Annotated in this window: 28 protein-coding genes; 17 read left to right on the top strand and 11 right to left on the bottom strand. The window is 59.5% G+C overall.

Annotation, left to right across the window (positions count from 1 at the left end):
- A partial coding sequence (locus RUM8411_RS19215) for an EF-Tu C-terminal domain-related protein (RefSeq protein WP_503167638.1) occupies positions 1 to 133 on the top strand: 133 nt, incomplete at its 5' end.
- Between the two features lie 142 nt (positions 134 to 275).
- Here the strand turns inward: RUM8411_RS19215 and RUM8411_RS19210 are convergent.
- On the bottom strand, positions 276 to 617 hold the full coding sequence (locus RUM8411_RS19210) for a RidA family protein (protein WP_085824338.1): 342 nt from the start codon (positions 615 to 617) through the stop codon (positions 276 to 278).
- A gap of 265 nt (positions 618 to 882) precedes the next feature.
- Here RUM8411_RS19210 and RUM8411_RS19205 point away from each other — a divergent pair, with 265 nt between their 5' ends.
- Positions 883 to 2,217, top strand: a complete 1,335-nt coding sequence (locus RUM8411_RS19205) for a tetratricopeptide repeat protein (protein ID WP_159453928.1) — start codon at positions 883 to 885, stop codon at positions 2,215 to 2,217.
- A 127-nt stretch (positions 2,218 to 2,344) separates the two neighbouring features.
- On the opposite strand, the gene rpe is transcribed toward RUM8411_RS19205, so the two are convergent.
- Entirely contained in the window at positions 2,345 to 3,034 is a 690-nt protein-coding gene (rpe, locus tag RUM8411_RS19200) for a ribulose-phosphate 3-epimerase (RefSeq protein WP_085824336.1), read from the bottom strand.
- Between the two features lie 164 nt (positions 3,035 to 3,198).
- Here rpe and phnC point away from each other — a divergent pair, with 164 nt between their 5' ends.
- The 5 genes from phnC to RUM8411_RS19175 all read left to right on the top strand — a co-directional run bounded on the left by phnC (position 3,199) and on the right by RUM8411_RS19175 (position 7,929).
- A complete protein-coding gene (phnC, locus tag RUM8411_RS19195) occupies positions 3,199 to 4,020 on the top strand; it encodes a phosphonate ABC transporter ATP-binding protein (protein ID WP_085824335.1) in 822 nt (273 codons plus the stop codon).
- A 65-nt stretch (positions 4,021 to 4,085) separates the two neighbouring features.
- Positions 4,086 to 4,988 (top strand): phosphonate ABC transporter substrate-binding protein, encoded by a 903-nt coding sequence (gene phnD, locus RUM8411_RS19190; protein ID WP_085824334.1) that lies wholly within the window; start codon positions 4,086 to 4,088, stop codon positions 4,986 to 4,988.
- Between the two features lie 67 nt (positions 4,989 to 5,055).
- Complete coding sequence (phnE, locus tag RUM8411_RS19185; RefSeq protein ID WP_085824333.1) at positions 5,056 to 5,937, top strand: phosphonate ABC transporter, permease protein PhnE; 882 nt, start codon at positions 5,056 to 5,058, stop codon at positions 5,935 to 5,937.
- Positions 5,934 to 7,289, top strand: coding sequence for a phosphonate ABC transporter, permease protein PhnE (gene phnE / locus RUM8411_RS19180; protein ID WP_085824332.1), 1,356 nt, complete (start codon positions 5,934 to 5,936; stop codon positions 7,287 to 7,289). The genes phnE (RUM8411_RS19185) and phnE (RUM8411_RS19180) overlap by 4 nt, the downstream gene beginning before the upstream one ends.
- Before the next feature lie 25 nt (positions 7,290 to 7,314).
- Positions 7,315 to 7,929 (top strand): LbetaH domain-containing protein, encoded by a 615-nt coding sequence (locus RUM8411_RS19175; RefSeq protein ID WP_085824331.1) that lies wholly within the window; start codon positions 7,315 to 7,317, stop codon positions 7,927 to 7,929.
- Between the two features lie 160 nt (positions 7,930 to 8,089).
- Here RUM8411_RS19175 and phnF read toward each other — a convergent pair whose 3' ends face one another.
- Positions 8,090 to 8,800 carry a phosphonate metabolism transcriptional regulator PhnF gene (gene phnF / locus RUM8411_RS19170; protein WP_085824330.1) on the bottom strand — a complete coding sequence of 237 codons (711 nt, stop codon included), beginning with the start codon at positions 8,798 to 8,800 and terminating at the stop codon, positions 8,090 to 8,092.
- 102 nt (positions 8,801 to 8,902) lie between these two features.
- On the opposite strand from phnF, the gene phnG reads away from it, so the two are divergent.
- The 9 genes from phnG to RUM8411_RS19125 are packed head-to-tail and all read left to right on the top strand — an operon-like array spanning position 8,903 to position 14,876.
- Positions 8,903 to 9,361: a phosphonate C-P lyase system protein PhnG gene (phnG, locus tag RUM8411_RS19165; protein WP_085824329.1), complete on the top strand. Its 459-nt coding sequence runs from the start codon at positions 8,903 to 8,905 to the stop codon at positions 9,359 to 9,361.
- Positions 9,361 to 9,936: a phosphonate C-P lyase system protein PhnH gene (gene phnH, locus RUM8411_RS19160; protein WP_085824328.1), complete on the top strand. Its 576-nt coding sequence runs from the start codon at positions 9,361 to 9,363 to the stop codon at positions 9,934 to 9,936. Before phnG ends, phnH begins: the two co-directional genes overlap by 1 nt.
- A 3-nt stretch (positions 9,937 to 9,939) precedes the next feature.
- Positions 9,940 to 11,031, top strand: coding sequence for a carbon-phosphorus lyase complex subunit (locus tag RUM8411_RS19155; RefSeq protein ID WP_085824327.1), 1,092 nt, complete (start codon positions 9,940 to 9,942; stop codon positions 11,029 to 11,031).
- Positions 11,028 to 11,606, top strand: coding sequence for a hypothetical protein (locus tag RUM8411_RS22585; RefSeq protein ID WP_143534939.1), 579 nt, complete (start codon positions 11,028 to 11,030; stop codon positions 11,604 to 11,606). The genes RUM8411_RS19155 and RUM8411_RS22585 overlap by 4 nt, the downstream gene beginning before the upstream one ends.
- A complete protein-coding gene (locus RUM8411_RS19145; RefSeq protein WP_085824325.1) occupies positions 11,599 to 12,459 on the top strand; it encodes an alpha-D-ribose 1-methylphosphonate 5-phosphate C-P-lyase PhnJ in 861 nt (286 codons plus the stop codon). Before RUM8411_RS22585 ends, RUM8411_RS19145 begins: the two co-directional genes overlap by 8 nt.
- Positions 12,456 to 12,860 carry a VOC family protein gene (locus RUM8411_RS19140; protein ID WP_234995296.1) on the top strand — a complete coding sequence of 135 codons (405 nt, stop codon included), beginning with the start codon at positions 12,456 to 12,458 and terminating at the stop codon, positions 12,858 to 12,860. The genes RUM8411_RS19145 and RUM8411_RS19140 overlap by 4 nt, the downstream gene beginning before the upstream one ends.
- 5 nt (positions 12,861 to 12,865) lie before the next feature.
- Complete coding sequence (phnK, locus tag RUM8411_RS19135) at positions 12,866 to 13,636, top strand: phosphonate C-P lyase system protein PhnK (RefSeq protein WP_085824324.1); 771 nt, start codon at positions 12,866 to 12,868, stop codon at positions 13,634 to 13,636.
- Between the two features lie 11 nt (positions 13,637 to 13,647).
- Positions 13,648 to 14,331: a phosphonate C-P lyase system protein PhnL gene (gene phnL / locus RUM8411_RS19130; RefSeq protein ID WP_085824323.1), complete on the top strand. Its 684-nt coding sequence runs from the start codon at positions 13,648 to 13,650 to the stop codon at positions 14,329 to 14,331.
- On the top strand, positions 14,328 to 14,876 hold the full coding sequence (locus tag RUM8411_RS19125) for a ribose 1,5-bisphosphate phosphokinase PhnN (protein ID WP_085824322.1): 549 nt from the start codon (positions 14,328 to 14,330) through the stop codon (positions 14,874 to 14,876). Before phnL ends, RUM8411_RS19125 begins: the two co-directional genes overlap by 4 nt.
- Here the strand turns inward: RUM8411_RS19125 and RUM8411_RS19120 are convergent.
- Complete coding sequence (locus RUM8411_RS19120; RefSeq protein ID WP_085824321.1) at positions 14,858 to 15,541, bottom strand: DUF1045 domain-containing protein; 684 nt, start codon at positions 15,539 to 15,541, stop codon at positions 14,858 to 14,860. The genes RUM8411_RS19125 and RUM8411_RS19120 overlap by 19 nt on opposite strands.
- A 52-nt stretch (positions 15,542 to 15,593) precedes the next feature.
- Here RUM8411_RS19120 and RUM8411_RS19115 point away from each other — a divergent pair, with 52 nt between their 5' ends.
- A complete protein-coding gene (locus RUM8411_RS19115) occupies positions 15,594 to 16,733 on the top strand; it encodes an alpha-D-ribose 1-methylphosphonate 5-triphosphate diphosphatase (RefSeq protein WP_085824320.1) in 1,140 nt (379 codons plus the stop codon).
- A gap of 23 nt (positions 16,734 to 16,756) precedes the next feature.
- On the opposite strand, the gene RUM8411_RS19110 is transcribed toward RUM8411_RS19115, so the two are convergent.
- From RUM8411_RS19110 to RUM8411_RS19080, 7 genes are read right to left on the bottom strand one after another with little or no spacing between them, the layout of a single operon-like run.
- A complete protein-coding gene (locus RUM8411_RS19110) occupies positions 16,757 to 17,233 on the bottom strand; it encodes a class I SAM-dependent methyltransferase (protein WP_085824319.1) in 477 nt (158 codons plus the stop codon).
- A complete protein-coding gene (locus RUM8411_RS19105) occupies positions 17,230 to 18,003 on the bottom strand; it encodes a polysaccharide deacetylase family protein (RefSeq protein ID WP_085824318.1) in 774 nt (257 codons plus the stop codon). The genes RUM8411_RS19110 and RUM8411_RS19105 overlap by 4 nt, the downstream gene beginning before the upstream one ends.
- Positions 18,000 to 19,139, bottom strand: coding sequence for a glycosyltransferase family protein (locus RUM8411_RS19100; protein ID WP_085824317.1), 1,140 nt, complete (start codon positions 19,137 to 19,139; stop codon positions 18,000 to 18,002). Before RUM8411_RS19100 ends, RUM8411_RS19105 begins: the two co-directional genes overlap by 4 nt.
- Positions 19,136 to 19,720, bottom strand: a complete 585-nt coding sequence (locus RUM8411_RS19095; RefSeq protein ID WP_085824316.1) for a histidine phosphatase family protein — start codon at positions 19,718 to 19,720, stop codon at positions 19,136 to 19,138. Before RUM8411_RS19095 ends, RUM8411_RS19100 begins: the two co-directional genes overlap by 4 nt.
- Positions 19,717 to 20,793, bottom strand: a complete 1,077-nt coding sequence (locus RUM8411_RS19090; protein WP_085824315.1) for a glycosyltransferase family 4 protein — start codon at positions 20,791 to 20,793, stop codon at positions 19,717 to 19,719. Before RUM8411_RS19090 ends, RUM8411_RS19095 begins: the two co-directional genes overlap by 4 nt.
- On the bottom strand, positions 20,793 to 22,040 hold the full coding sequence (locus RUM8411_RS19085) for a glycosyltransferase family 4 protein (protein WP_085824314.1): 1,248 nt from the start codon (positions 22,038 to 22,040) through the stop codon (positions 20,793 to 20,795). The genes RUM8411_RS19090 and RUM8411_RS19085 overlap by 1 nt, the downstream gene beginning before the upstream one ends.
- Positions 22,037 to 23,251 (bottom strand): glycosyltransferase family protein, encoded by a 1,215-nt coding sequence (locus tag RUM8411_RS19080; RefSeq protein WP_085824313.1) that lies wholly within the window; start codon positions 23,249 to 23,251, stop codon positions 22,037 to 22,039. Before RUM8411_RS19080 ends, RUM8411_RS19085 begins: the two co-directional genes overlap by 4 nt.
- Between the last annotated feature and the right edge of the window lie 127 nt (positions 23,252 to 23,378).

The following is a 23,378-nucleotide window of genomic DNA, read 5'->3' as shown; positions in this document are numbered from 1 at the left end:
CATGCCCGGCGACAACGTGTCGTTCGAGGTTGAGCTGATCGCGCCGATCGCGATGGAAAACGGCCTGCGTTTCGCCATCCGCGAAGGCGGCCGCACCGTCGGCGCCGGCGTCGTGTCGAAAATCGTCGAGTAACAACGCCTAGGCGTTGTTACCGGTGGGCGGCAGTCGCTCCGCAGGAGCAATGTGAGCCCACTCGGTTGAAACAAAGAAGGCCGTCCCACATGGGACGGCCTTTTTCACTTTCTAACAGGTTGTTCCGCAGCCGATCAAAGTATCAGTTGCACGCCGCATCAACGATAAACTCTACCTTAAGCTCGGGCCGTGCCAGCCTGGCTTCGCCACAGGCGCGGGCCGGGGCGTGGCCGGCTGGGACCCAAGCGTTCCAAACCTCGTTCAATCCGGCGAAATCCTTCATATCAGCCAGCCAGATCGTCACGCGCAGCATGTTTTCGCGCGACGAGCCTGCCTGTTCCAAAAGAGTGTCGATTTTGCTCAGGCAGATGCGGACCTGTTCCTGAATCGTTTCGCCCTCGGCGACCTGTCCGGTTAGGTAGGCTACACCGTTGTGTTTCACAATTTTAGATGAACGTTCGCCGGTTTCGATGCGTTCGATCATGGGGTTATCCTCACTTTGCTGATCAATCAGGGCCTGTCGGTACTGGTCTTGTTTTTGGTCACAGTTAAGGGCTTAAGGCAAACGCAAATAAATCAATTTGAATTCAGGAAACCTGAAGCAGTTGCGCTGCGGCTATTCTGTGATGTCTTGGCGGCGCCCACGGCAATCGGGCCATTTTGATCACCTCCGATTTGAAACGGTTATGAGGGCTCAAAGCAGCCTTTTTCTTATCACAATTGTGAGTATTCTGCGGGAAACAAACAAAGTGCTTTTTAGACAGATGTTCTACACCACAAACGCAGTGACACGACTGGCCGCGTTTGCCGCGATGCTGGTCTGGGCCGGTGGCAGCGCCATTGCCAAACCACTTCTTACGAATTCTCAGTCAACCTATGTGTCGGCCTGTGTGGAACAGGATGACACGCCAGAGCGGTTGGTGGAAATCTGCCAGCTTGGTCTGGGGGCTGCAGGAGCATCGTACCGCCAACGCATTGACATGTTGGATAGGCTAGCCTGGGCCTATTTCGATCTGGATGATTACGACGCCTCCGACAGAGCATTTTCGGAAATCCTTGAACTGAATCCCGAGGCTGAGCCAGGCCTTCAAGGGAAGGCGTGGATTCTGTACTACCACGATGATTATGGTCTGGCGACCGAGCTGTTTAGAAAGGCGGTTTCGCGCAAGCCGACGGCCCGCAACATGGCAGGCCTTGCCGCCAGTGCACTCTACGGCGGACAGAGTAACGTAGAAGAATTCGAAGCGCGCATGCGCGCGGCAATGGCTTTGGACCCTGAATACACTTGGGCCATACGTCAGCTGGCCTGGGAACTCAGCGATCAGGGCCGCAATGACGAGGCGCTGGACCTGTTCCGCTCGGCCATCGAAATCGATCCGTCTGATTCTTATGCCGAGTATGGCATGGCCTTTGTGCTGTCAGAGCAGGACAGGTGGGAGCCAGCCTTTGAACATGTTACCCGAACGCTGGAGCTGCATCCTGAATTTGTCGCCGCCCTGTCGCGCCGTTCCTTGATCCTGCTGATGCTTGACCGGCCGAAACAGGCACTAAAAGACGCCGAAGCGGTTATCGCTGCTAAACCGGATGACGCGGACGGGTATGTTCGCAAAGCTCGCGCGCTGTCCGAGCTGGGCCAGCGGTCCCAGGCGCATAGTGTTCTTGAGATGGCCGAAGCCCGGGCAGGCCCCAGCAGTTACCTGTTGTTCTGGCGGGCACGGTTGCTGGCTGATGATTACAGCTATGACGAGGCTCTGATCCACATCCGGCGCAGCATCAAGCTGGACGGTGCCGACCATTTCGACCATCGCCTGCACGCGGAAATAGCGCTCTGGCTGGAAGACAGGCAAGAGGCCCGGGAGGCCATCGATCAGGCGCTGGCGCTTAGCCCCGATGCGCCCTACGTGCAGTATGTTGATGTGCTGGTGATGTTGGCAGAGGGTGAATTCGACGCCGCGGAAGACAGGTTTGATGCGGCTATGGAGGCGGGGCTGTCTCCGGATTACCTTAGTGATTTTCTGTCTGTGCTGGTTGCCGAAGGACGTTTCGTTCAGGCGATAAAACTGCGTGTCCGTTACAATAGCTGACAGCCTATGGCTAGCGAAAATGCCACCAAGTCCAACTATCCTGCGCGCCGAAGACTTGGCCGGATTTTGCGGGGCGTCGGGAGACCGATACCCCCCCTGCATTTAAGCCTGAACCAGTCGTGAGAGGTTATGCAGCCGCAGGTTGCGCAGCGGCCCGAACTGCGCTGATGTTCTTTCCATAGACCTCGGGCGACGACACCGACCCGCCTTTGAACACAGCCGAGCCTGCGACCAGCACATCCGCCCCTGCAGCCGCGACCAGTGGGGCCGTGATTGGGTCGACACCGCCGTCGATCTCGATATGAACCGGGCGGTCCCCGATCATCTGACGCAGCTTGCGCACTTTGTCCGTCATATCGATGAACTTCTGTCCACCAAAGCCGGGGTTCACCGTCATCACGCAGACCAGATCGGTCAGGTCCAGCAAATGCTCGACCGCGTCGGCTGGGGTGCCGGGGTTCAGGGCAACACCTGCTTTCATACTTGCGGCGCGGATGGCCTGCAGAGTGCGATGCGTGTGCGGCCCGGCCTCGATATGCGCGGTCAGGATGTCGGCGCCTGCGTCGGCATAGGCTTGGATGTAGGGATCAACCGGGGTGATCATCAGGTGAACATCCATCACGGTTTTCACATGCGGACGGAACGCTTTTACGGCCGGGGGACCAAAGGTCAGGTTCGGTACGAAATGGCCATCCATCACATCAATATGCACCCAGTCGGCACCTTGCGCCTCGATCGCCTGAATCTCGGCGCCGAAATTGGCGAAATCGGCGGACAGGATCGACGGGGCGATCTTGATGCTGCGGTCAAAGCTCATGTGTGGCCTCATATCATTTATCGAGTCGGCCCGCATATACCCGCGATGCGGGCGGTTGGGTAGGCCCCTCCGGTGCGGTGGTGCTTTACAAAACTTTCACTGAACCGACACATAGCCGTTGAACATCGTCTTTAGCTGACCCCCAACACATTTGGGGGTGGCACGTGCTGCGCATAAAAAAACTGACGAAACGCTTCGGCGATAATGTGGCCGTGAATGCGGCGACGCTGGATGTGGACAAGCCTTGCATGATCGGCATCATCGGTCGGTCCGGAGCGGGTAAATCGACCCTGCTGCGAATGATCAACCGCCTGACCGACGCAAGTGCGGGAGAGATCCTGTTCCAGGACCGGGACGTGACCCAACTGAAAGGGCGCGACAAGCGGGCCTGGCAGGCCGATTGTGCCATGATCTTTCAGCAGTTCAACCTCGTGCCTCGCATGGATGTGGTGTCCAACGTTCTGCATGGCACGTTGAACCGGCATTCGACACTGGCGACCATGTTCAACCTGTTCCCGATGGATGAGGTCCACCGTGCCATCGACATATTGGACCGTCTGGGCATAGCCGAACATGCCCCCAAACGCGCTGAGGCGCTGTCAGGTGGTCAGCAGCAGCGGGTCGCCATTGCGCGCGCCCTGATGCAGGACCCCAAGATCATTTTGGCGGATGAACCCATCGCCTCGCTGGATCCGATGAATGCTCAGGTCGTGATGCAGGCGCTGCGCCGTATCCACGAAGAGGATGGTCGGACGGTCGTCGCCAACCTGCACACTTTGGATACTGCGCGCCGCTATTGCGACCGCGTGGTTGGTATGCGGGATGGGCGCATTGTGTTCGACGGCCTGCCCGAACAGCTGACAACCGGTGTCGCCCGCGAGATTTACGGTGCCGATGCCAGCTTCTCGGAAGAGGCGACATCGACTGAGATCGACACGCTTGATGCGACCCAGAAAGCGTTGATGGAAGCCGAAGCGACCATCTGAACCAACCACCCCTTTCATCGCCCGGCCCGATGAGAGGCCGGGGACACAAACCTGGAGAGAGACAGATGAAAAAATTGATGGCTGCCCTGGTGGCGTCAACGGCACTGGCCGCACCGGTCATGGCTGACGAAATCAGCGAATTCCGCATTGGTATTCTGGGCGGCGAGAACGCTCAGGACCGGTTGAACAACAACGAATGCCTGCGCGAATACACCGAAAAGGCGCTGGGTGTCGAAACCAAGCTGTTTGCGCCTGCCGATTATGACGGTGTGATCCAGGGCCTGCTGGGCGGCACCATCGACATGGCCTGGCTGGGTGCATCGGGCTATGCCAAAACCTATCTGAGTGACCCCGAAGCGGTTGAGCCGGTGCTGGTGAAGGTCAACACCGATGGCGGCTATGGCTATTACTCGATCGGTTTCGCCCGCAAGGACAGCGGCATCACCTCGCTGGATGACATGAAGGGTAAGACCTTTGGCTTTGGAGATCCGAACTCGACCTCGGGTTACCTGATCCCGTCGATCGAAATCCCTGCCGCAACCGGTGCGACCATGGAATCGGGCGACTATTTTGGTGACGTGAAATTCACCGGCGGGCACGAGCAGACCATCGTTGCCGTCAATAACGGTGACGTTGACGGTGGTGTGACCTGGGCCGACGGTCTGGGCGATTGGGAAGATGGCTTTCAGTCGGGCGCGCTGCGCCGCGCGGTTGATGCGGGTCTGGTCGACATGAATGACATGGTCATGATCTGGCAGTCCGAACCGATCCCCGAAGGCCCGGTTGTGATCCGCAAATCGCTGCCGACCGAAGTCAAGGCGAAGATGACCAAGCTGTGGGACAACCTGAGCGAAAAAGACCGCGAGTGCTTTTACGGTGTGGCGGCAGGCGAGGCCAAGAGCTTCGATCCGATCACCCATGATGCCTATGAGATCATCATCGAAGCCCGCAAGCTGAAGTCCAACTAAGCCTGCACATTCAAAGATCGGGGTCCGGTGACAAGCCGGGCCCCGTTTTCCCACTCAGGAGCATTCCATGACAGACCTGTCCGCAGGGACCCCCGGCGTCGACCAGATCAAGGCCGACTATTCCGAGATGACACGACGCAAGCGGGTCTATGGTGGTATCCTTCTGATCGTTTTTGTGGCCTTGATGGCCGCTGGTTTCCGCACTGCAGATGACCGCAATGCCGGCAGCTTTGTCGACGGCTGGCATCGGATATTCGACTATCCGACCGAGGTTCTGTCCGAGGCGTGGGAAAAGATCGGCGCGCTGCCGGAAAACCTGGTCACGTTCTTCCCTGCGCTGGTTGAAACGCTGAACATCGCTGCTGCCTCGACCCTGATCGGCACCATTGCGGGCACGTTTCTGGCCCTGATGTCGACGCGGGGCATGGCCATGTGGCCGGCACTGATCCCGCTGTTCCGCCGCATCGCTGATATCTGCCGCGCGATCCCCGAGATTGTGATTGCGCTGGTTCTGATCTTTGTGCTGGGCGGTGGTCCGGTTCCGGCGATGATTGCGATTGCCATCCACACCGCTGGCGCGCTGGGCAAGCTGTTTTCCGAAGTGAACGAGAACGCCTCGTTGAAACCGGTCGAGGGGTTGCATTCGGTTGGCGCTAACTGGTCGCAACGGATGTATCTGGGTGTGATCCCCCAGGTTGGCCCAAACTATGTCAGCTATGCCTTGCTGAGGTTCGAAATCAACATCCGCGCCTCGGCCATTCTGGGCTTTGTCGGTGCGGGTGGTCTGGGGTACGAGCTGCGCAACTCGATGTCCTGGGGGCAGGGGCGCTATGATCAGGCGGCTGCGATCTTCCTGTTGTTGTTTGTCACCATTGTCGTGGTTGATCAGTTGTCCGGCCTGCTGCGCGACCGCCTGACCCACGGATTCGAGAAAGGAGCCCGGGCATGAGCACCTTTGCCACAGACCTGAGCATTGATGAGCTCAAGGCCGAGGCCGACCGTCTGTTCAGCCGCAAGAGGCTGGTGAATTTTGGCATGCCAGCCTTGATGCTGGCCTATCTGGCCTATGTTTTCTTTGCCTTTGACGTAGCGGGCTTGGCCGGGCGGGCGAACTGGGAAAACGGTAAAACGCTGGTTGCGGACAGTTACAGCTATAAAACCCACGTTGCGCGGGACAACCGAAATGGCGAGGTATCGGTCTCTATCGAGGGCGAACGCAAGGGAACCTATCCCGACGGTCAGGCCCCGGACTGGGTCGCCCTTGGGGCAACCACGGTGATCGATCTGGAAGACGGCCATGTTGTGCGTTTTGGTCCCGAGACGGTGGAATATGACATTCCCGGCTATGGCACCGTGCGTGCAACGCCAACCCGTTCGGCGGGCGTTCAGCCCGAATTGCCCGCGGGTGAGGTGCCAGACTGGATCAACGTGTCAAAGAACCGGATGGCGATCACCACGGATGCGGGCCGCCTGACAGTGACGCGCAACCGTTCAGAGGTGTTTCGCTACTTCACCGGATGGGAGCTGTTCTGGTTCACCCTCGACAGCCCGTATTACGGCAAATCTCCGTCTCAACTGGCCGGTCTTGCGGCCTCGGGTGAGGCGGGTTCGATCCTGAACGATTTTTGGACCAACAAGATGTGGCGGCACCAGGATGTGGCCTGGGCTATTTTTGAGACGATCCTGATGGCTTTTCTGGGCACACTGGGCGCGGGCATGATTGCCCTGTCGATGGCTTTCCTGGCGACGCGGAACTTCAACCCGCTGAAATCCGTTCGGTTCCTGACCCGGCGCGTTTTTGATTTCGTGCGCGGGGTGGATGCGCTGATCTGGACTGTGGTGCTGGCCCGCGCCTTTGGTCCCGGTCCTCTGACCGGTGCGCTGGCCATTCTGGTGACCGATACCGGCACCTTCGGCAAGATCTTCTCGGAGGCGCTGGAAAACGTCGACCAAAAGCAGATCGAAGGGGTGCAATCCACCGGGGCCAATGCGCCGCAACGCTATCGCTTTGGTATGATCCCGCAGGTGACGCCGGTATTGCTCAGCCAGCTGTTGTACTTCCTCGAATCCAACACACGAAGTGCCACCGTGATTGGTGCCATCACCGGGGGCGGCATCGGCTTGCTTCTGACACAAGCCATTATCACGCAAAAGGACTGGGAAGAGGTGGCCTATTACATCATCCTGATCATTCTGATGGTCATGCTGATGGATTGGTTCTCGGGCTGGTTGCGCCGGCGTTTGATTCAGGGTGAAACCTCGCCAAAGCGGAAACGGGCCAAGGTCGCCCAAGCGGTCTGAACCACCCGGGATACAAGGTATACTCATGGCACGTCTTCGTTCGGATCAACCGTTTATCCACCCGGATTGCGCGATTACAAACGCGACCTTTGGGGAATATGTTGAAATCGGCGCTGGAACGCGCGTGGCGAATGCAGTCATCGGGGACTATTCCTATTGCGACCGCACATGCGACATCGCCAATGCCGAGATCGGGAAATTCGCCAACATCGCCAGTTTTACGAGGATTGGAGCGACGGATCACCCGATGGAGAAGGCATCGCTGCATCACTTCCTGTATCGCTCGGCGGATTACTGGGATGACGTAGAAGTAGATGCCACATGGTTCGAACACCGCGCCAGTCGCATTACCCGTATCGGTCATGATACGTGGATTGGTCATGCCGCCATCATCAAGCCCGAGATCACGATTGGCCACGGTGCGGTTGTGGCTGCGAGCGCTGTAGTGACCAAGGATGTTGCACCTTACACGATCGTCGGCGGCGTGACCGCCGATCCGATCCGCCGACGGTATTCTGAGGACGTTGCAGAACGCATGATGGCGCTGGCCTGGTGGGATTGGGACAACGCGCGTCTTCGTTTGGCTTTGCCTGATTTCCGCGCGCTGAAGGCCGAGGCGTTTTTGGAAAAATACGAATAACACCAAGCCTGACAGCAGGTGCTCCCGCGCCCGCACGTGCATTGGCTGCGCCGATACACGCTGGCGGCCTTGGGCGTGGCGCCGCGCTTTGCGCGGCGCCACGCCCAACGGGATGAGGCCTCCGCAAGGAAGTTGAAGACGGGCGGGAGCCCATGGACGTCTAGTCTTCGTTCATCGTCAGTGTAACGCGTTCACCTGCGAAAACAGTGCGGCCATATTCAACCGGAATGCCGGTGGTGTCGGCGTTGACCCCAACTGAAAACAGAACCGGCGCGCCTTCGGTCAGGTGCAGGTGCAGTGCCTGCGTTGGTGTTGCCGCCCGCGCGGTCAGGCGGGTTGAGACGCGGGTGTAATCTTCGACCCCGCAGCGTTGCAACGCTCTTGTCACGGATTGAGTGTCCGACAGGGCGTCTAGTATGTCGGGAAGTCGTTCCGCCGGGAAAACGCTCTGAAACAAGCCGATGGGCTGTCCATCCGCCAACGACAGGCCATCGTAGACGTGAACAGTGTCACCGGGAGTAAGCTGCAGGGCCTCAGCCTCACTATCATCGGCTACGCGGGTCGTCAGCGATAGGATCTTTTTGCCCGGTATCTTGCCGCTTGCAGAGATGCTCTTGTGATATCTGACTCGCTTTCCAATCGGATAATCGGTTGGCCGTGCTGCCACAAACACGCCTGCGCCACGGCGAGGATGCACCAGCCCTTGCTCGGCCATATCCGACAAGGCCCGCCGCACGGTATGTCGGTTAACCCCGTGCTGCGCCGCCAGTTGCGCCTCGGTCGGCAGCTGATCTCCGGTGTTATATCGCCCTTCCGCTATGTCTGAAGTCAGACTGAGGGCGATGCTTTTCCAAACCGGCGTTTTGCTCATGTCATCAAACTTTCACGATACACGGATTGCGAGTCACTGCGCTTGGGTGTAATATTTGTCTAGTTGTATAGTATAATTAGACAACCCGGCCAAGAGGCTTTGATGTCAGAACACACAGAAATCGCGCATGCAGCGCGTCAGGAATGGATGGGTCTGCTGGCCCGCGCACCCGAGCAAATGTTGATGGAGCTGTGGGGCGCTTATGAGGCACAGCCAGCTTTTGAATGGCTGCGCAGTCCCGAAGTGGGCGGCGTCATGGTCCGTGGACGGACCGGCGCCACAGGGGCTCCGTTTAACCTAGGTGAAATGACAGTCACGCGTTGTTCCTTAGTCCTGGGCGACGGAGCAGTGGGGCATGGCTATGTGCAGGGACGCTCAAAACCCAAAGCGCAGACGGCTGCGCTGATTGATGCCTTGATGCAGACCACTGCCGCCGATGATTTGCGCGCCCGGGTGATCGGCCCGCTTCGCCAGCAAATGCAGGACGCCAAGACGTCGCGCGCCGCCAAAGCCGCCGCGACCAAGGTCGAGTTTTTCACGATGGTACGGGGAGAGGACTGATGACCCAGCAAACTCAATTCTCCGGTGGATTTCGCGACGCTCCAATTGACGCGGCACACGCATTTCGGGCTGCCATGACGGTGATGGCGCGCCCGGGTCAGATCCGTGCGATCTCGGGCGGGCAGCCGCCCGTACCCTTGTCCGTGGCTTCGGGGACGTTGTTGCTGACGTTGTGCGATCCGGACACCAAGGTGCATTTGGCAGGGGCGGCTGACACGGACGCCGTTCGCCAATGGCTTACCTTTCACACCGGCGCGCCGATCACAGATGCAGCAAGCGCGGATTTTGCAGTCGGGACATGGCGAGCGCTGGGGCCAGTGGGCAAGTACCGGATCGGAACAGCGGAATACCCCGATCGGTCCACCACTTTGATCGTTGAATGTGACGACTTGCATCAAAAGGGTGCTGCACTGACAGGGCCTGGGATACGAGAAACCTCTTATCTGTCCTTGCCCGACGTTCCAGTGCTTCAGGCCAATGCGGCGCTTTATCCGCTGGGCTGTGACTTCTTTTTCACCTGTGGTGACCGGGTTGCGGCCCTGCCGCGCAGCACGCAGATCAAGGCGGAGGGTTAAGCGATGTATGTTGCCGTCAAAGGGGGCGAAAAGGCCATCGACAACGCTCATGCCTGGCTGGCCGAAGAGCGGCGGGGATCGACAGATGTGGCAGAGCTTAGCATCGCTCAGATCCGCGAACAGCTAAGCCTTGCGGTGAATCGGGTTATGGCCGAGGGGTCTTTGTTCGATCCCGACCTGGCCGCTCTGGCGATCAAGCAGGCGCGTGGAGACCTGATCGAGGCGATCTTTCTGATCCGTGCCTATCGCACGACGCTGCCCCGGTTCGGGTCTTCCAACCCGGTGAAGACAAGTGAGATGACGTGTGATCGGCGAATCTCGGCCACGTTCAAGGATGCGCCAGGAGGGCAGGTTCTGGGCCCGACATTCGACTACACCCACCGATTGCTAGACTTCAAACTGGCGGCTGAGGGCGAACTGCCCGCCGCGCCCAAAGCGCATCCGCGCGAAGAGGTAACGCCGCATATTACCGAATTCTTACAGGGCGAGGGTATCATTCAGGATGAGCCGCCTTGCGATGACATTCCCGGTGATCTGACCCGCGAGCCAATGGAGTTTCCCGCGGGCCGTCCCCTGCGCCTGCAGTCCCTGACGCGCGGGGATGAGGGATTTGTGCTGGGTATGGCTTATTCGACCCAACGTGGCTATGCCCGCAACCACGCCTTTGTTGGAGAGTTGCGGATCGGCAAGGTCGCGGTTGAGATGGACATTCCCGAACTGGGCTTCGCCATCGAGATCGGCGAAGTTGAGCTGACCGAATGCGAGACGGTGAACCAGTTTAAGGGTTCCAAAACCGAACCGCCACAATTCACGCGTGGCTATGGCTTGGTCTTTGGCCAATCAGAACGCAAATCCATCGCGATGGCACTGGTAGACCGGGCCTTGCGGTGGGAGGAGCTGGGCGAAGACAATCTGGGCGCACCGGCACAGGACGAAGAATTCGTTTTAAGCCATGCGGATAACATCCAGGCGACTGGGTTCCTGGAACATATCAAACTTCCGCATTACGTTGACTTCCAGTCCGAGCTGGAACTGGTCCGCAAATTGCGTCGCGAGGCTGAGGAACGGATCACACCAAAGGAGGCGGCCGAATGAGTTCAGTCTGCCCCGCCACCACAATCCCCGCCACCGAAATCATCACCACCCGAAATCCATCCGCCTCCCGAATTGTCGTGGGAATTTCGGTTCTGCTGAGGCCGACCCTTTCGAGAAGGCAATCTCCAAACAAAAACAACGAAAGCCAGCGTGCCAAAGATCAGAGAGATTTCAGTGAAAGTTATGTCCGGCATATTCGGTTCTCTGTTCGAAACATCGTAAAGAGATATATCTTGAGCGGGTGCAAAACTGCAAGTCGCAACAAACTACCCATGCACAGAGTCTTCCGGGTCATCCAGAAGGGGCTGGCTGTGCCTCTAGCGGAGGCTTCTGTTTTCATAGGCGAATTTCTGCTGGTGCCCCCCGTCGATCGGGGTTTTGCGGGCGCGCGCGCCATGGGTCGACGTATCGATGGCGTTCCAGCGAGCGGTCGGGTCGCGCTGTATCGACTTGCGCCGTCGACGGGAATGGACGCGCTGCCAAAACAGATAAAGCATAACGATAAAAAAGAACAAGCAAATCAAGAATACGTCCACAACAACACCAAAAACCAAAGTGATACATCAAATGAATGAGTATAACTTCGCATATTTGGACGAGCAGACCAAGCGCATGATCCGCCGGGCTATCCTGAAAGGTCTGGCTGTGCCCGGATATCAGGTGCCCTTCGCGAGCCGTGAAATGCCCATGCCTTATGGGTGGGGTACCGGCGGTGTGCAAGTGTCGGCCGCGACGCTGACGCCGGACGACACCTTCAAGGTGATCGATCAGGGCGCGGATGACACCACCAACGCCGTGTCGATCCGCAAGTTCTTTGAGAACACAGCAGGGGTCGAGACCACTGAGGAAACCGAAAAAGCAACGGTCATTCAAACCCGCCACCGCATCCCAGAGGTAAAACTGCGCGAAGACCAGATCATCGTCTATCAGGTGCCGATCCCGGAACCGTTGCGGTTTCTTGAGCCGCGCGAGACCGAAACGCGCAAGATGCACAGCCTTGAGGAATACGGGTTGATGCATGTGAAACTTTACGAGGATATCAGCCAACACGGGGCGATCTCGACTGCCTATGCCTATCCGGTCAAAGTGTCGGGGCGCTATGTGATGGATCCGTCTCCGATCCCGAAATTTGATAATCCCAAGCTTGAGATGGACGCGATCCAGCTGTTTGGCGCAGGGCGCGAGCAGCGGATTTACGCGGTACCGCCGCATACACAAGTGGTGAGCCTCGATTTCGAAGACTACCCGTTCGAGGCGACCAAAGCCGATCACCCCTGTGATCTGTGCGGGGCCGAGGACAGCTATCTGGATGAGGTAATCATGGATGACGCGGGCAACCGGATGTTTGTCTGTTCGGACACCGATTACTGCCGGTCGCGCCGCGCGGCAGGCCATTTGGGCCGGTTGGCCGAGGAGGACGCAGCATGATGCGCGACTATGTCTTGGGAATTGATCATCTGGGCCTGACGGTCGCCGACCTGGACGCATCCAAGGCGTTCTTTGTCGATGCGCTGGGCTGGGACGTGGTCGGGGGTAAACCCGAATACCCATCAGCCTTCGTCAGCAATGGCGCGGCAGTTTTGACCCTGTGGCAGCAAAACGGGGAACATCAGCGCGGTTTTGACCGGCATGCCCATGTCGGCCTGCATCATGCGGCGTTCAAAGTGCCGGATGAAGAGGCCCTGAAGGCTGTCTTTGATGCGGTGAAAGACTGGCCCGGTGTGACTGTCGAGTTTTCGCCAGAACCGTCTGGCCAGGGTCCGAAGATCCATTTTATGATCCAGGAGCCTGGCGGCAACCGGATCGAATTTGCCTACGATCCGAGGTGAGCGATATGACCCCTTTGCTGAGTGTTCAGGACATCCAAAAAACCTACGGCGCGCGCATCGGTTGCACCGATGTCAGCTTTGATCTCTACCCCGGCGAGGTGATGGGGATAGTAGGTGAAAGCGGCTCGGGCAAGTCGACGTTGCTGAATTGTCTGGCAGGGCATCTGGAACCCGATGGCGGCCGTGTGATCTTTGATACACGGACAGACGGGCCGGTGGATACTTTGACAATGTCCGAACCCGAGCGGCGGATGCTGGGTCGAACGGACTGGGCCTTTGTGCATCAACACGCCCGCGACGGGTTGCGCATGTCTGTCAGTGCCGGCGGTAACATCGGTGAACGCCTCATGGCCGTCGGAGATCGCCACTATGGCGCGATCCGTGACAAGGCGATCGATTGGCTGGGCCGGGTCGAGATCAGCGAGACCCGGGTGGATGACCGCCCGACGGCGTTTTCCGGCGGGATGCAGCAGCGCCTGCAGATCGCGCGCAATCTGGTAACCGGCCCTCGGCTGGTGTTCATGGATGAACCGACCGGCGGGCTTGATGTTTCGGTTCAGGCGCGGCTGTTGGACCTGCTGCGCGGGTTGGTGCGTGAGATGGGGCTGAGTGCCATCATCGTCACCCACGATCTGGCTGTGGTGCGCCTGCTGGCGGACCGGCTGATGGTCATGAAAGACGGGTGCGTGGTCGAGGCCGGGCTGACCGATCAAGTGCTGGACGATCCACAACACGCCTATACCCAGTTGTTGGTTTCAAGCGTGTTACAGGTCTGAGGGTGAAGGTCATGATTGAACTCAAAAACGTCAGCAAGAGCTTTACTCTGCACAATCAGGGAAGCGCTGTTATTCCGGTGATGGCGGCAGCGTCGTTAAAAGTTGCGCCCGGGGAATGCGTCGCCCTGACCGGTGCCTCAGGCGCAGGAAAATCAACACTGATGCGCGTCATCTATGGGAATTACCTGGCGGCGTCAGGGCAAGTATGGGTTGGTGATCTGGATGTGGCCCGTGCTGAACCCCGCCAGATACTGGCGCTGCGGCGGGAAACGCTGGGATATGTCAGCCAGTTCCTGCGTGTGGTACCGCGCGTACCAACATTGGACGTGGTGGCCGAGCCGCTGTTGGCCGTTGGATGTGACCGGAAAGACGCCCTGGACAAGGCCACCGAATTGCTGACGCGATTGAACATCCCCGAGCGCTTGTGGGATCTAAGCCCGACGACGTTTTCGGGCGGTGAGCAGCAACGCGTTAATATTGCACGCGGATTTGCTTATGGGTACCCGGCCATGTTGCTGGATGAACCGACCGCCAGCTTGGACCAGAAGAACCGCGAGACGGTCTTGTCCCTGATCGAAGAGGCCAAGGCCCGTGGCGCGGCCATCATCGGCATTTTTCATGATGTCGAGGCGCGAAATCAGGTGTGCGACCGCGAGATTGACGTATCGGGCTTTACTCCCGGTATGGCCGCATGAGCCGCGCGCCAGTCATAGCGGTCGTTGGCCCCTCGGGCGTTGGCAAGGACAGTGTGATGGAGGCGCTAGCGGCCCGGGCGCCAGGAATTCAGCGGGTGCGCCGCGTGATCACCCGCCCCGAGGGTGAGGATGGAGAGGATTTTGATCGTGTCCGCGTCGAGACCTTTCAGAAACGGACGAAAGACGGAGCGTTTGCATTGCATTGGGCCGCGCATGGCCTGCTTTACGGCGTGCCCAAAGAGGTAGAAGACCTGCGGTGCCACGCGGATGCGGTGCTTGTGAACTTGTCGCGATCCGTATTGGTGCAGGCGCAGGATGTATTTGGCGACCTGATCGTAATCTCTCTGACCGCTGACCCAGAAGTTCTGGCACAGCGCCTGTCTACCCGCGGACGGGAAGGCAAAACCGAACAGGCGCGGCGGCTGGCGCGGGCGCAAACTCCGTTGCCGGACGGATTGGCGAAGGTGATCGAGATCGACAATTCCGGACCGTTAGAGCCGACGATTGTCGCTATCCTTGCCCGACTTCAACCGGAAAGGGCGTAGCGTTGGATCAGGTGAAACCGCCCATCCTCGGCCTCGCCCACCAATGCCAGATCATTGATCTGAAACGGGTGCGGCAGCAACGGCATCAACCGCGATTGCAGCGTGGCGTCGACCGTTGCCAGTGTTGCCTCGTCCAGTTTGCCGCTCAGCGTGATGTGAAATCGGAAAGATCCCATGACGTAAGGATAGCCCCATTGAACAAGATTGGCGTCCTGTTCCGCTGTCAATCCGGCGGCACGGCGGCGTTCCAGTTCGGTCACAGGCGCGGGGGTGCGGAAATCGTCCAGATCGCGGACACAAGCCGCCGCCAGCGCGCTCAGCGCGGTTTCATCGCCCAAAGGGCGCAGGGCCAGAAACCGACCCAACCTGGCGATCTTCAACCCGTCCAAAGTCACCCGAGGGCGCGACTGTGCCAGCCGTTCGCAGGCTTTGGACAGCGCGTCAAGCGACTGACCTTCGTGCAGGCGAAACGGCGGCTTCATGGTGGCATGCAGCCCGTATTTGCGTGGTACCTGGGTCACGGCCTTAACGTCCACGCCGTCAATCAAAGGATGGGCAACCTCTTGCCCGGTTTCCATATCCCAGCCCAGCCAGTTGGTCGCAAAATGTGTCCACGCGGCCCCGGCCGGTGGCGCAAAATAAATCGCGTATCGCGTGAATGTCACATTGGCCTCCTATGCGTGGCCTTTCCAATAGCTCAAACCGTGTGAAGTTCAGATGACAGAAGATATGATCCTTGCCAATGCCACGCTTGTTCTTCCGGATGAGACCGTAACCGGCAGCGTGCGGATTGAGGGTGAGACGATTACAGAAATCGCCACTGGGGCAGCCGTGCCCGCCGGGGCGATGGACTGTGGTGGTGACTATGTCTGCCCCGGGCTGGTCGAGCTGCACACCGACAATCTGGAACGCCACATCCAGCCGCGCCCCAAGGTCGACTGGCCCCACGCGGCGGCGATTCTGGCCCATGATGCCGAGCTGGCCAGCACCGGGATCACCACCGTGTTTGATGCGATGCGCGTGGGCTCAATCCCTTCGGGGCAGCGTTATGTGAAATACGCGCGCGGCCTGTCGCGCGAGCTGTGGCAATTGCGGGAACAGGATGCGCTCAAGATCAGTCACTTCCTGCATTTGCGGGCTGAGGTTTGCTCGGAAACTCTGGTTGAAGAACTCAACGAGTTTGGCCCCGAAGACCGCGTAGGCCTGGTCTCATTAATGGATCACACGCCGGGTCAGCGGCAGTTCCGCGATATCACAAAGCTTGAAGCTTACTTGAAAGGCAAGCTGGGGCTTGAGGGTGATGGGTTCCTGCAGCATGTTGCTGACCTCAAGGCGATGCGGGACCGAAATGGCGACAGGCATGAGGCTGAGACGGTCAAGGCTGCCAATCGTTTCGGTGCCATGCTGGCCAGCCATGACGATACCACAGAGGAGCAAGTTCGCACCTCGGCCGGTCACGGTATTCGACTGGCTGAATTCCCCACCACGGTTGAGGCCGCCCGTGCCTGTCACGTGCAAGGCATCAAGGTGATGATGGGGGCACCGAACGTGATCCGGGGCGGATCGCATTCCGGCAATGTTGCAGCGCATGAGCTGGCCGAGATGGGGCATCTCGATATCTTGTCTTCGGATTACGTTCCAGCCGCCTTGCTGCTTTCCGCGGCCCGGCTGGGTGAGATCTGGGGCGACATGGCGCGCGGTCTGAAGACCGTAACGCAGACCCCCGCGCAGGTTGTCGGGCTGGACGACCGGGGCGAGTTGCGGGCCGGCGCCCGTGCTGATGTGATCCGGTTCAGACTGCGCGAAGGCGCACCTGCTTTGAATGGCGTATGGTCGCGCGGGCGGCGGGTCGCATAGTCATGCGCGGAAGAAACGCCTGATCAGGCCCTGTAGAACAGATAGCGGTCGGGCGCGATTGTGTCCGGGCCGCTGAACTGTTCAAAGCCCACCAAAGGTTGGCCCGAGATCAGCCACCCGCCTGGCATCATCACTTGCGCGATCAGCGGGCTGAGACGTGCCGCCTCGGCCACGTCGTCGGCCTTGATACCGCGCCCGAAATCATAATGTGCCAACGCGATCCTGTGGTTGCCAGCAGCCAGCTTTTCAAGCATGGGCTCTGCCTCACCCTGCAAGAAGTCCTCGGCCGGAGGGGTGCTGGAGGGATGGCATTGCAACACTCGGTCCATCACCCAGATACGCCGGTTCGGCAGAATTTCTCGCAGGTGATCGTAGGTGCGGCCATTGCCCAGCCCCATATCCAGAACATCGCCAGCCAGATCCGATATCTGGGCCACCGCCCAGTTCAGCCCGTCGCGTTGGGCCGTCAGGCGGCGCAGCATGGAATCCAGTCGGCTCATTCGGGGTCTCCGGTCTGTTTGGATGACGGCGCGGTCCAGACATAACTTGGCCCGGCCAACAGTCTGCCCAGCAGGTCTTGGGTAAAGGTCCAGATGTCTTGATCATGGACCAGATGGTGGGTCAAGATGCCAAACGGCTCTGTGTTATCGGCTCGCCCCTCGCGCCGGTCGCGCAGCATTTGAGCTGTCTTGTCGATCAGCATGTTTGGATCGGCCAGCCCCCTGGTTCCGCGCCAGTCAATCGGGTCCAGATGAGTGTTGATCTGCTCAAGCCCCGGCGCGGGTGTGGCCGTCTTGCGTGGCGTCGCGGTCGAGACAAAGCGATAGCCCAGGCCCGGCAGTTCCTGAACCACTTCGGGCGCGACACGGTTCCAGGGCGGCACGAACATCGGGTTCAGCCTGTCCCCAAACACTGTCTGCATGCGTTGCAATCCTGCAAGCGCATCGTCGGTGATCTTGTCCATCGGCCGGTGCAGTCGGAATTCAGATTTCTTTTCATTTTGGGGCGCGTTGTTGTGATGTGCCCAGCCATGCACAACAGGGATCAGCGTGAGGTGGCGCGCGACATGCTCTGCCAATTCTTCATCTGCGTCCCGAGGAATGATGGCCAGATGCACCGGCAGGGCAAGGGATTCCGACAGCTTGGTCAGTTCCTCAAGCTGAGATGTCGCTGCAATCGCGTCGTCGTCGCGCCACCACAGTGGCAACGTCAGCTCTTGGGCTTGCCATAGGGCGAGTTCGGCCTCCAAAGGGCACCAATCGGAGGTCATGCCCGCGCCTTCAACTGTTTGGCAATTTCGACCGATTTGGTGGCCCCGTCAAAGCCTCGATCGGATATCGGTCGGGGGTTTGACGTAACAACCTTAGCCACGGCTCGGGCCAGCGTCTCACCATCCAGTTTTTTGCTTGGCAAAACACTTGTCGCGGGCATTTCGGACAAGGTTTGACCCCGCAGGCTTTGCTCAACCTCTTTTCCGTCATCGAAGGGAACAAATACAGCAGGGGTGCCGGATTGTAGAATATCCAGCGCAGTGTTGTAGCCGCACATGCTGACCGACGCTGCGGCCAGGGGCAGCATCTGGCGAAAATCAGGGCGCACTGGCTCGATAATCACCGAAATATCTCCTGCCAATTGTCTTAGCTGATCAATACGCGCCGGTGCATCCTGTCCGCCCACCAACAGGCGCCAGCGCCTGTTGGGCATCTGGCGGGCGGCCTCGATGGCCGCACGAAAGATCGGTTGGCCCACCGATCCCCCGCCTGCGCTGACCAAAACCTCGTCTTTGCCTACGCCCACGGGGTGTGGCGCCGGAGCCTTCGGAGCGACAAAACCGGTATAGTACAGACGGTCGTTTAGGCGATCTGTGACTGGCCAGCTGACCGCAAGCGGAATGACGATCTGGTCGGAGTGGACGAGAACACCGTCATAATATTCACAAACGATGTCTTCAGTGCGGTCTGCCTTGGACGGTTTGGACGGCGGGGCCAGAATATCGCGGATCGAGCCCAGGATGATCGGTTTTCTTGGCAAGTCGCGGGCCGCCTGTAGACCGGCAAGGAACTCGGCGGCCAGGGATCGACGGCCAAATGGGAAAAGTTCCGTGATCAGCACATCCGGTGCAAAACTTTGGACCGCCTTAACCAGCGCAGTTGCGCGGGCTGCGTGATAGGCTTCTTCAGCGACTTTGCCGCTCTGGGTCAGCAACCGTGTGAAATCAGTGCCATCCGATCGCAGCGGCGGCAAACCCAACAGGGTCATACCGGCGCTGTCCAGTTGCGGCGCAGGCATCCCGCCGGTTGCCACAAAAGTCTCGTGCCCGTCTTCCACAAATGCCCGGCCCAGCGTCAAGGCGCGGCTCAGGTGCCCTGTCCCCAGCAAATGGGTAACAACGATCATCACTTTCATTGGGTCGTCTCCGGCCGGATCAGACGCACAGGGTCGGGCAGGGCAGTCAGTGTTGTCATATCCACGATATACAAGCGGTTGCGCTTGATTTGAAAGGGGGCGGGACCAGCAAATTCCCATCCCCAGGCCCGGGCCAGAATGACCCGCATGATGCCAATGTGACACACGGCGACGCTGTCCGAACTCAGACCGTTCAGCCAGGGTTCCAATCGGGTCCAGACCTCGGCCGGGCTTTCCCCGTTTGGCGGGCGAAAATCCCAACTCCAGTCTTCGATGTGGCGGTATCCGCTGTTTGGGTCGGCAATCAGGTCCACGCCGCACAAACCTTCCCAATCGCCCCAGTTCATCTCTGTCAATGCGTCCGAGGTCAGAGGATCATGTCCGGAAACCAGCCGAGCAGTCTCACTTGCCCGCAGTAGTGGGCTGGACCACAAGGCTGCGCGGTCCCAGGGTTCCGGCAGCCGCGCAGCTGCCAGCTCGGGCCGGGCATCGTCATCCAGCGGAATGTCGCTGCGCCCCTGAATGCGCCCCGCGCGGTTCCAGTGCGTGTGACCATGGCGAAGTAGGGCCAGTTTGGTCATGTTTGCCCCCTGACCAGTGGTCGAACCGCCTTCCAAAACCGGTCGGTTGCCGCAGGCATAAGGTGGCGCGTGGCAATCCGGTCGCGGGCCTTGGCACCCAGTGACTGCCGCAACGGTCGGTCGTTCAGCAAGCTGTGTAGTCTGGCGGCAAGCGCCTCGGGGCCTGCATCGATTGACGGATAGTCAGATTGGGCAAGCACATCCCTGACGCCGGGCCTGTCCTGCGCGACAACCGGAAGACCATTGGCCTGCGCCTCAAGATAGATCATGCCATATGCCTCGTTCACGCCGGGCCAGACCAACAACGCGGCTGTCTGGTACAGCGCCTGTACAGTGTCGTGGTCGAGTTGGCCGAGAAAGCAGACCTTGTCGCCAAACGGGGCCATGAGTGCTTGGACCTCTGCGCGGGCCGGGCCATCCCCTACGATGTTCAAGGCCCAATCATCCCCCAATTGCGCCAGTGTCTGCGCAAGGATGTCATACGAGGCCAGCTTGTCCCCGTGGCGCATCATGCCGACCGCCAGCATCGGCCCATCGCAAGAGGACGCGGGCGGCAGGTCCGCGCTTGGTAAAAACGGTGGCAGTTCCACCAGGCTTTGACCGGCGATCCAATCCCGCTGCAGCGTGATCAGGTCATTTGCAGTGTGGTAGAAGATCACACGAGCGGCGTCACACGCGCCATGCGCGGACTCGGCAAACCCGGCCCAGGGGCCGTTCAAGCGGCTGGTCGCACGGGTGCTTTCCAGTTGCACATATAGGATGTCCCGCGCCTTGCACACAGCCGGGCCCAGCAGATCTGGCGCTTTGTAATAGTTGTGATAGGTCACCCAAAGCGCCGTGTCCGCGGGCAATTCAGCGATCAGCCGTTGGACCTCGGCTTCGGCCTCATGGCGCAGTTCTGCCTGTATCTGTGTGTCACCATGTTTGTCGTAGACGCGCAGCCGGGATACCAGATCAACGCTGTCCCCTGGCGCCGCAATTGCCCGCATCAGGTTGCGCGCCATTTCACGATCCCCGGATGGCACCGGACTGTCCGGAGATTTCATCGGGGTGTAAAAGGCGACCCGGGCCATCAGTCTTTGCTCGCGCCCAACGCGCTAAGCCGTTTGGACAAAAGGGCAATGCCGGGATCCATGCGGAACTCGGCGAGCAGGCGGTCATAGGCATTGGTGGCCATGGCTGCTGACTTGTCGGGCTGGGCCGCCAATTGGGTGATAGCAGAAGCCAGCGCGGCGGGGTCGTCGCCGGACAGCAAACCGTGGGTCCCGGTTTCAATGAATTCGGGAATGGCTGAGACCGGAGTGGACAGAATTGGCAAAAGCTGAGATGCGGCCTCCATCAGCACATTTGGCAACCCGTCGCGGTCACCATCCGCGGCGATGCGGCTGGGCAGTACAAACAGATCGGCCGCGCGCATGGCCGCGATGACCTCGGGCTGGTCACAGGCCCCTGCCCAGGTGATCCTTTGCGACACGCCAGCTGCTGCGGCCCGGTTGCGCAGCGCCTCACCAAGACCTCCACCGCCAATATGGGTCCAGTGCCAATCGAGTGCCTTTGGCAGCAAGCCAAACGCGTCGATCAAGCGGTCAAACCCCTTTTTCTCGACCAGCCGCCCAACGGACAGCATGTGAAACGATCCATCCGCTTCGCGGACATTTCGTTCAGGAGGCGCTGGAAAACGGTTCAGGTCCAGCCCGTGATAGATCAGATCGACCCGTGCCGGATCGTCGGCCAGACTGCGCAGGTGATCTGCGCCAATGGCCGTACAGGTCGCGCCAAATGCTGCGCCATGGGTTTTGGCCTGCAGCTTTTCGGTTTTTTCCCAATCGGGAGAGGTCCAGATGTCTTTGGCGTGGGCGGAAAAGCTCCAGGGCAGGCCGCGCATGATGGCGGCATACCGCGCGACTGAGGACGGGGTGTGCATGAAATGCGCGTACATCACCTGCGTTGCATCGGGCAGTTCGGCGGCCAGCACGCAGGCCTGCCCGAACCGGCGAATACGGTTATGGGTGGGATCGCGGCGCAGGTCGGCGCGCCAGACCTTATAGGCCTGGGCATAGCCAGGCAGGCGCTGCGCGGCGTCGCGGGCAGCCCAGACGCGCTGTGGTTCCTGGTACAGGTATTCGGGCAGGTAATGCACCTGACCGCTGAACCGATCGTGCAACGGGTGACGTTTAACGTCCGTCGGATGGCGCAGGGACCAGATGTCAAAGCTGTGGCCAGCATCCTGCAAGGCGACCAGTTCCTGAGCGATGAACGTCTCGGACAGGCGCGGCCATCCTTTGACCAACACCGCCAATTTCGGCTGGGTTGAGCTCATCCGGTGGCCCGTTCCTGTTCCCGGCGCAACAGGGCATCCACACGGTCAGTCACATAATCCAACCCGTCCAACAGCCCATCCCGCATGGCCTCGGACGGCAAGGCCTGGGTCGGCAAATTGCGGATGGCCTTAATCATCGCGGCCGTTGTCAGCCCGTCGCGGAATTCGTCCAACATCCGCACCAGCCCCAGTCCCTCGGCGCGCGAAGCACGTATCCATTGCTCCAGGCGCGGCGTTGTGCGTGGGACGATGACGGCGCGCTTGTCAAAAGACAGAACCTCGCAAAACGTATTGTAGCCCCCCATGCAAACCACGCCAGCGGCCCCGGCAAACAGCGTTTCGATCTGAGATTCGAACCCCACCGCTGTCACGCGCCCGTTCAGCGCAGCAACGCGCGCCTCAAAATCCTCGCGCAGCTCACCCGACAGGAACGGGCCGTAAACCAGCACAGCGCGTGGTGACAGGTCGGGGTCTTGTTCATAGGCGGCCAGCACGAGGTCCACCATCGCCCTGCCATCGCCACCTCCGCCAGGGGTGATCAGGATATAGGGCTGTTCCGGCGGCTCACCCACCGGGCCGAGATCGCGGCGCAGATAGCCGGTCCAGTGAATACGTGACTGTGCCGCCGGGCTCAGTGGCAATCCTTCGGTCGGGTCATAGATCGAGCGCATGCCATAAACCCAGATTTCATTATAGAATTTCTCGGTTGCAGCGACGGCTTCTTTACGTTCCCACTCGGCGGCAAGAACTTCGGGTTCGTCCAGCACATCGCGCAAGCCCAATACCAGTTTGGTGCGCCTGGAGCGCAAAAGGCTTTCCAAAGTGGGCAGCAGCTCGCCGCGAAAACCGGTGGGCTCTTTGTCGACGATCAGCACATCCGGATCAAACTGCTGAACAGCGGTCTGAATCAGGCCAGAGCGCAGCTCAGTCACTTCTTCGATACCCATCCCGATCGTGCGCGCGGCATAAGATCCATCGGCACGTTTGGTTACACCCGGCAGTCGTACATGGTCGACGCGGCGTGGAAAGGTGAAACGCCCGGCCACCGGTGATCCGGTCAGAATCAAGGCCGAGGCCTCTGGGTTGGCTTGCGTAATCGCGCCGGCCAGCGTGCGTGAACGCCGCAAATGACCCAATCCGAACGTATCGTGACTATAGAACAGGATGCGCGGCGCCCGGCCGTATGTGTCGTTTTGTTGTCCTAGGCTCATGCCTTCGCCTGTCGTGTTTCTCGGTGTAAATCCGCGCGTTTACACCCGTTATCGTATATTCTTTGTCGGCGCTTGCCAAAGGGATTGCTTACATCGCGCAAATTCAAAAAACATTGCGAATTGGCAA

This window comes from Ruegeria meonggei (genome assembly GCF_900172215.1).
In the GTDB taxonomy this organism is placed as follows: Bacteria; Pseudomonadota; Alphaproteobacteria; order Rhodobacterales; family Rhodobacteraceae; genus Ruegeria; species Ruegeria meonggei.
This window is presented reverse-complemented; position numbering and strand designations above follow the sequence as displayed.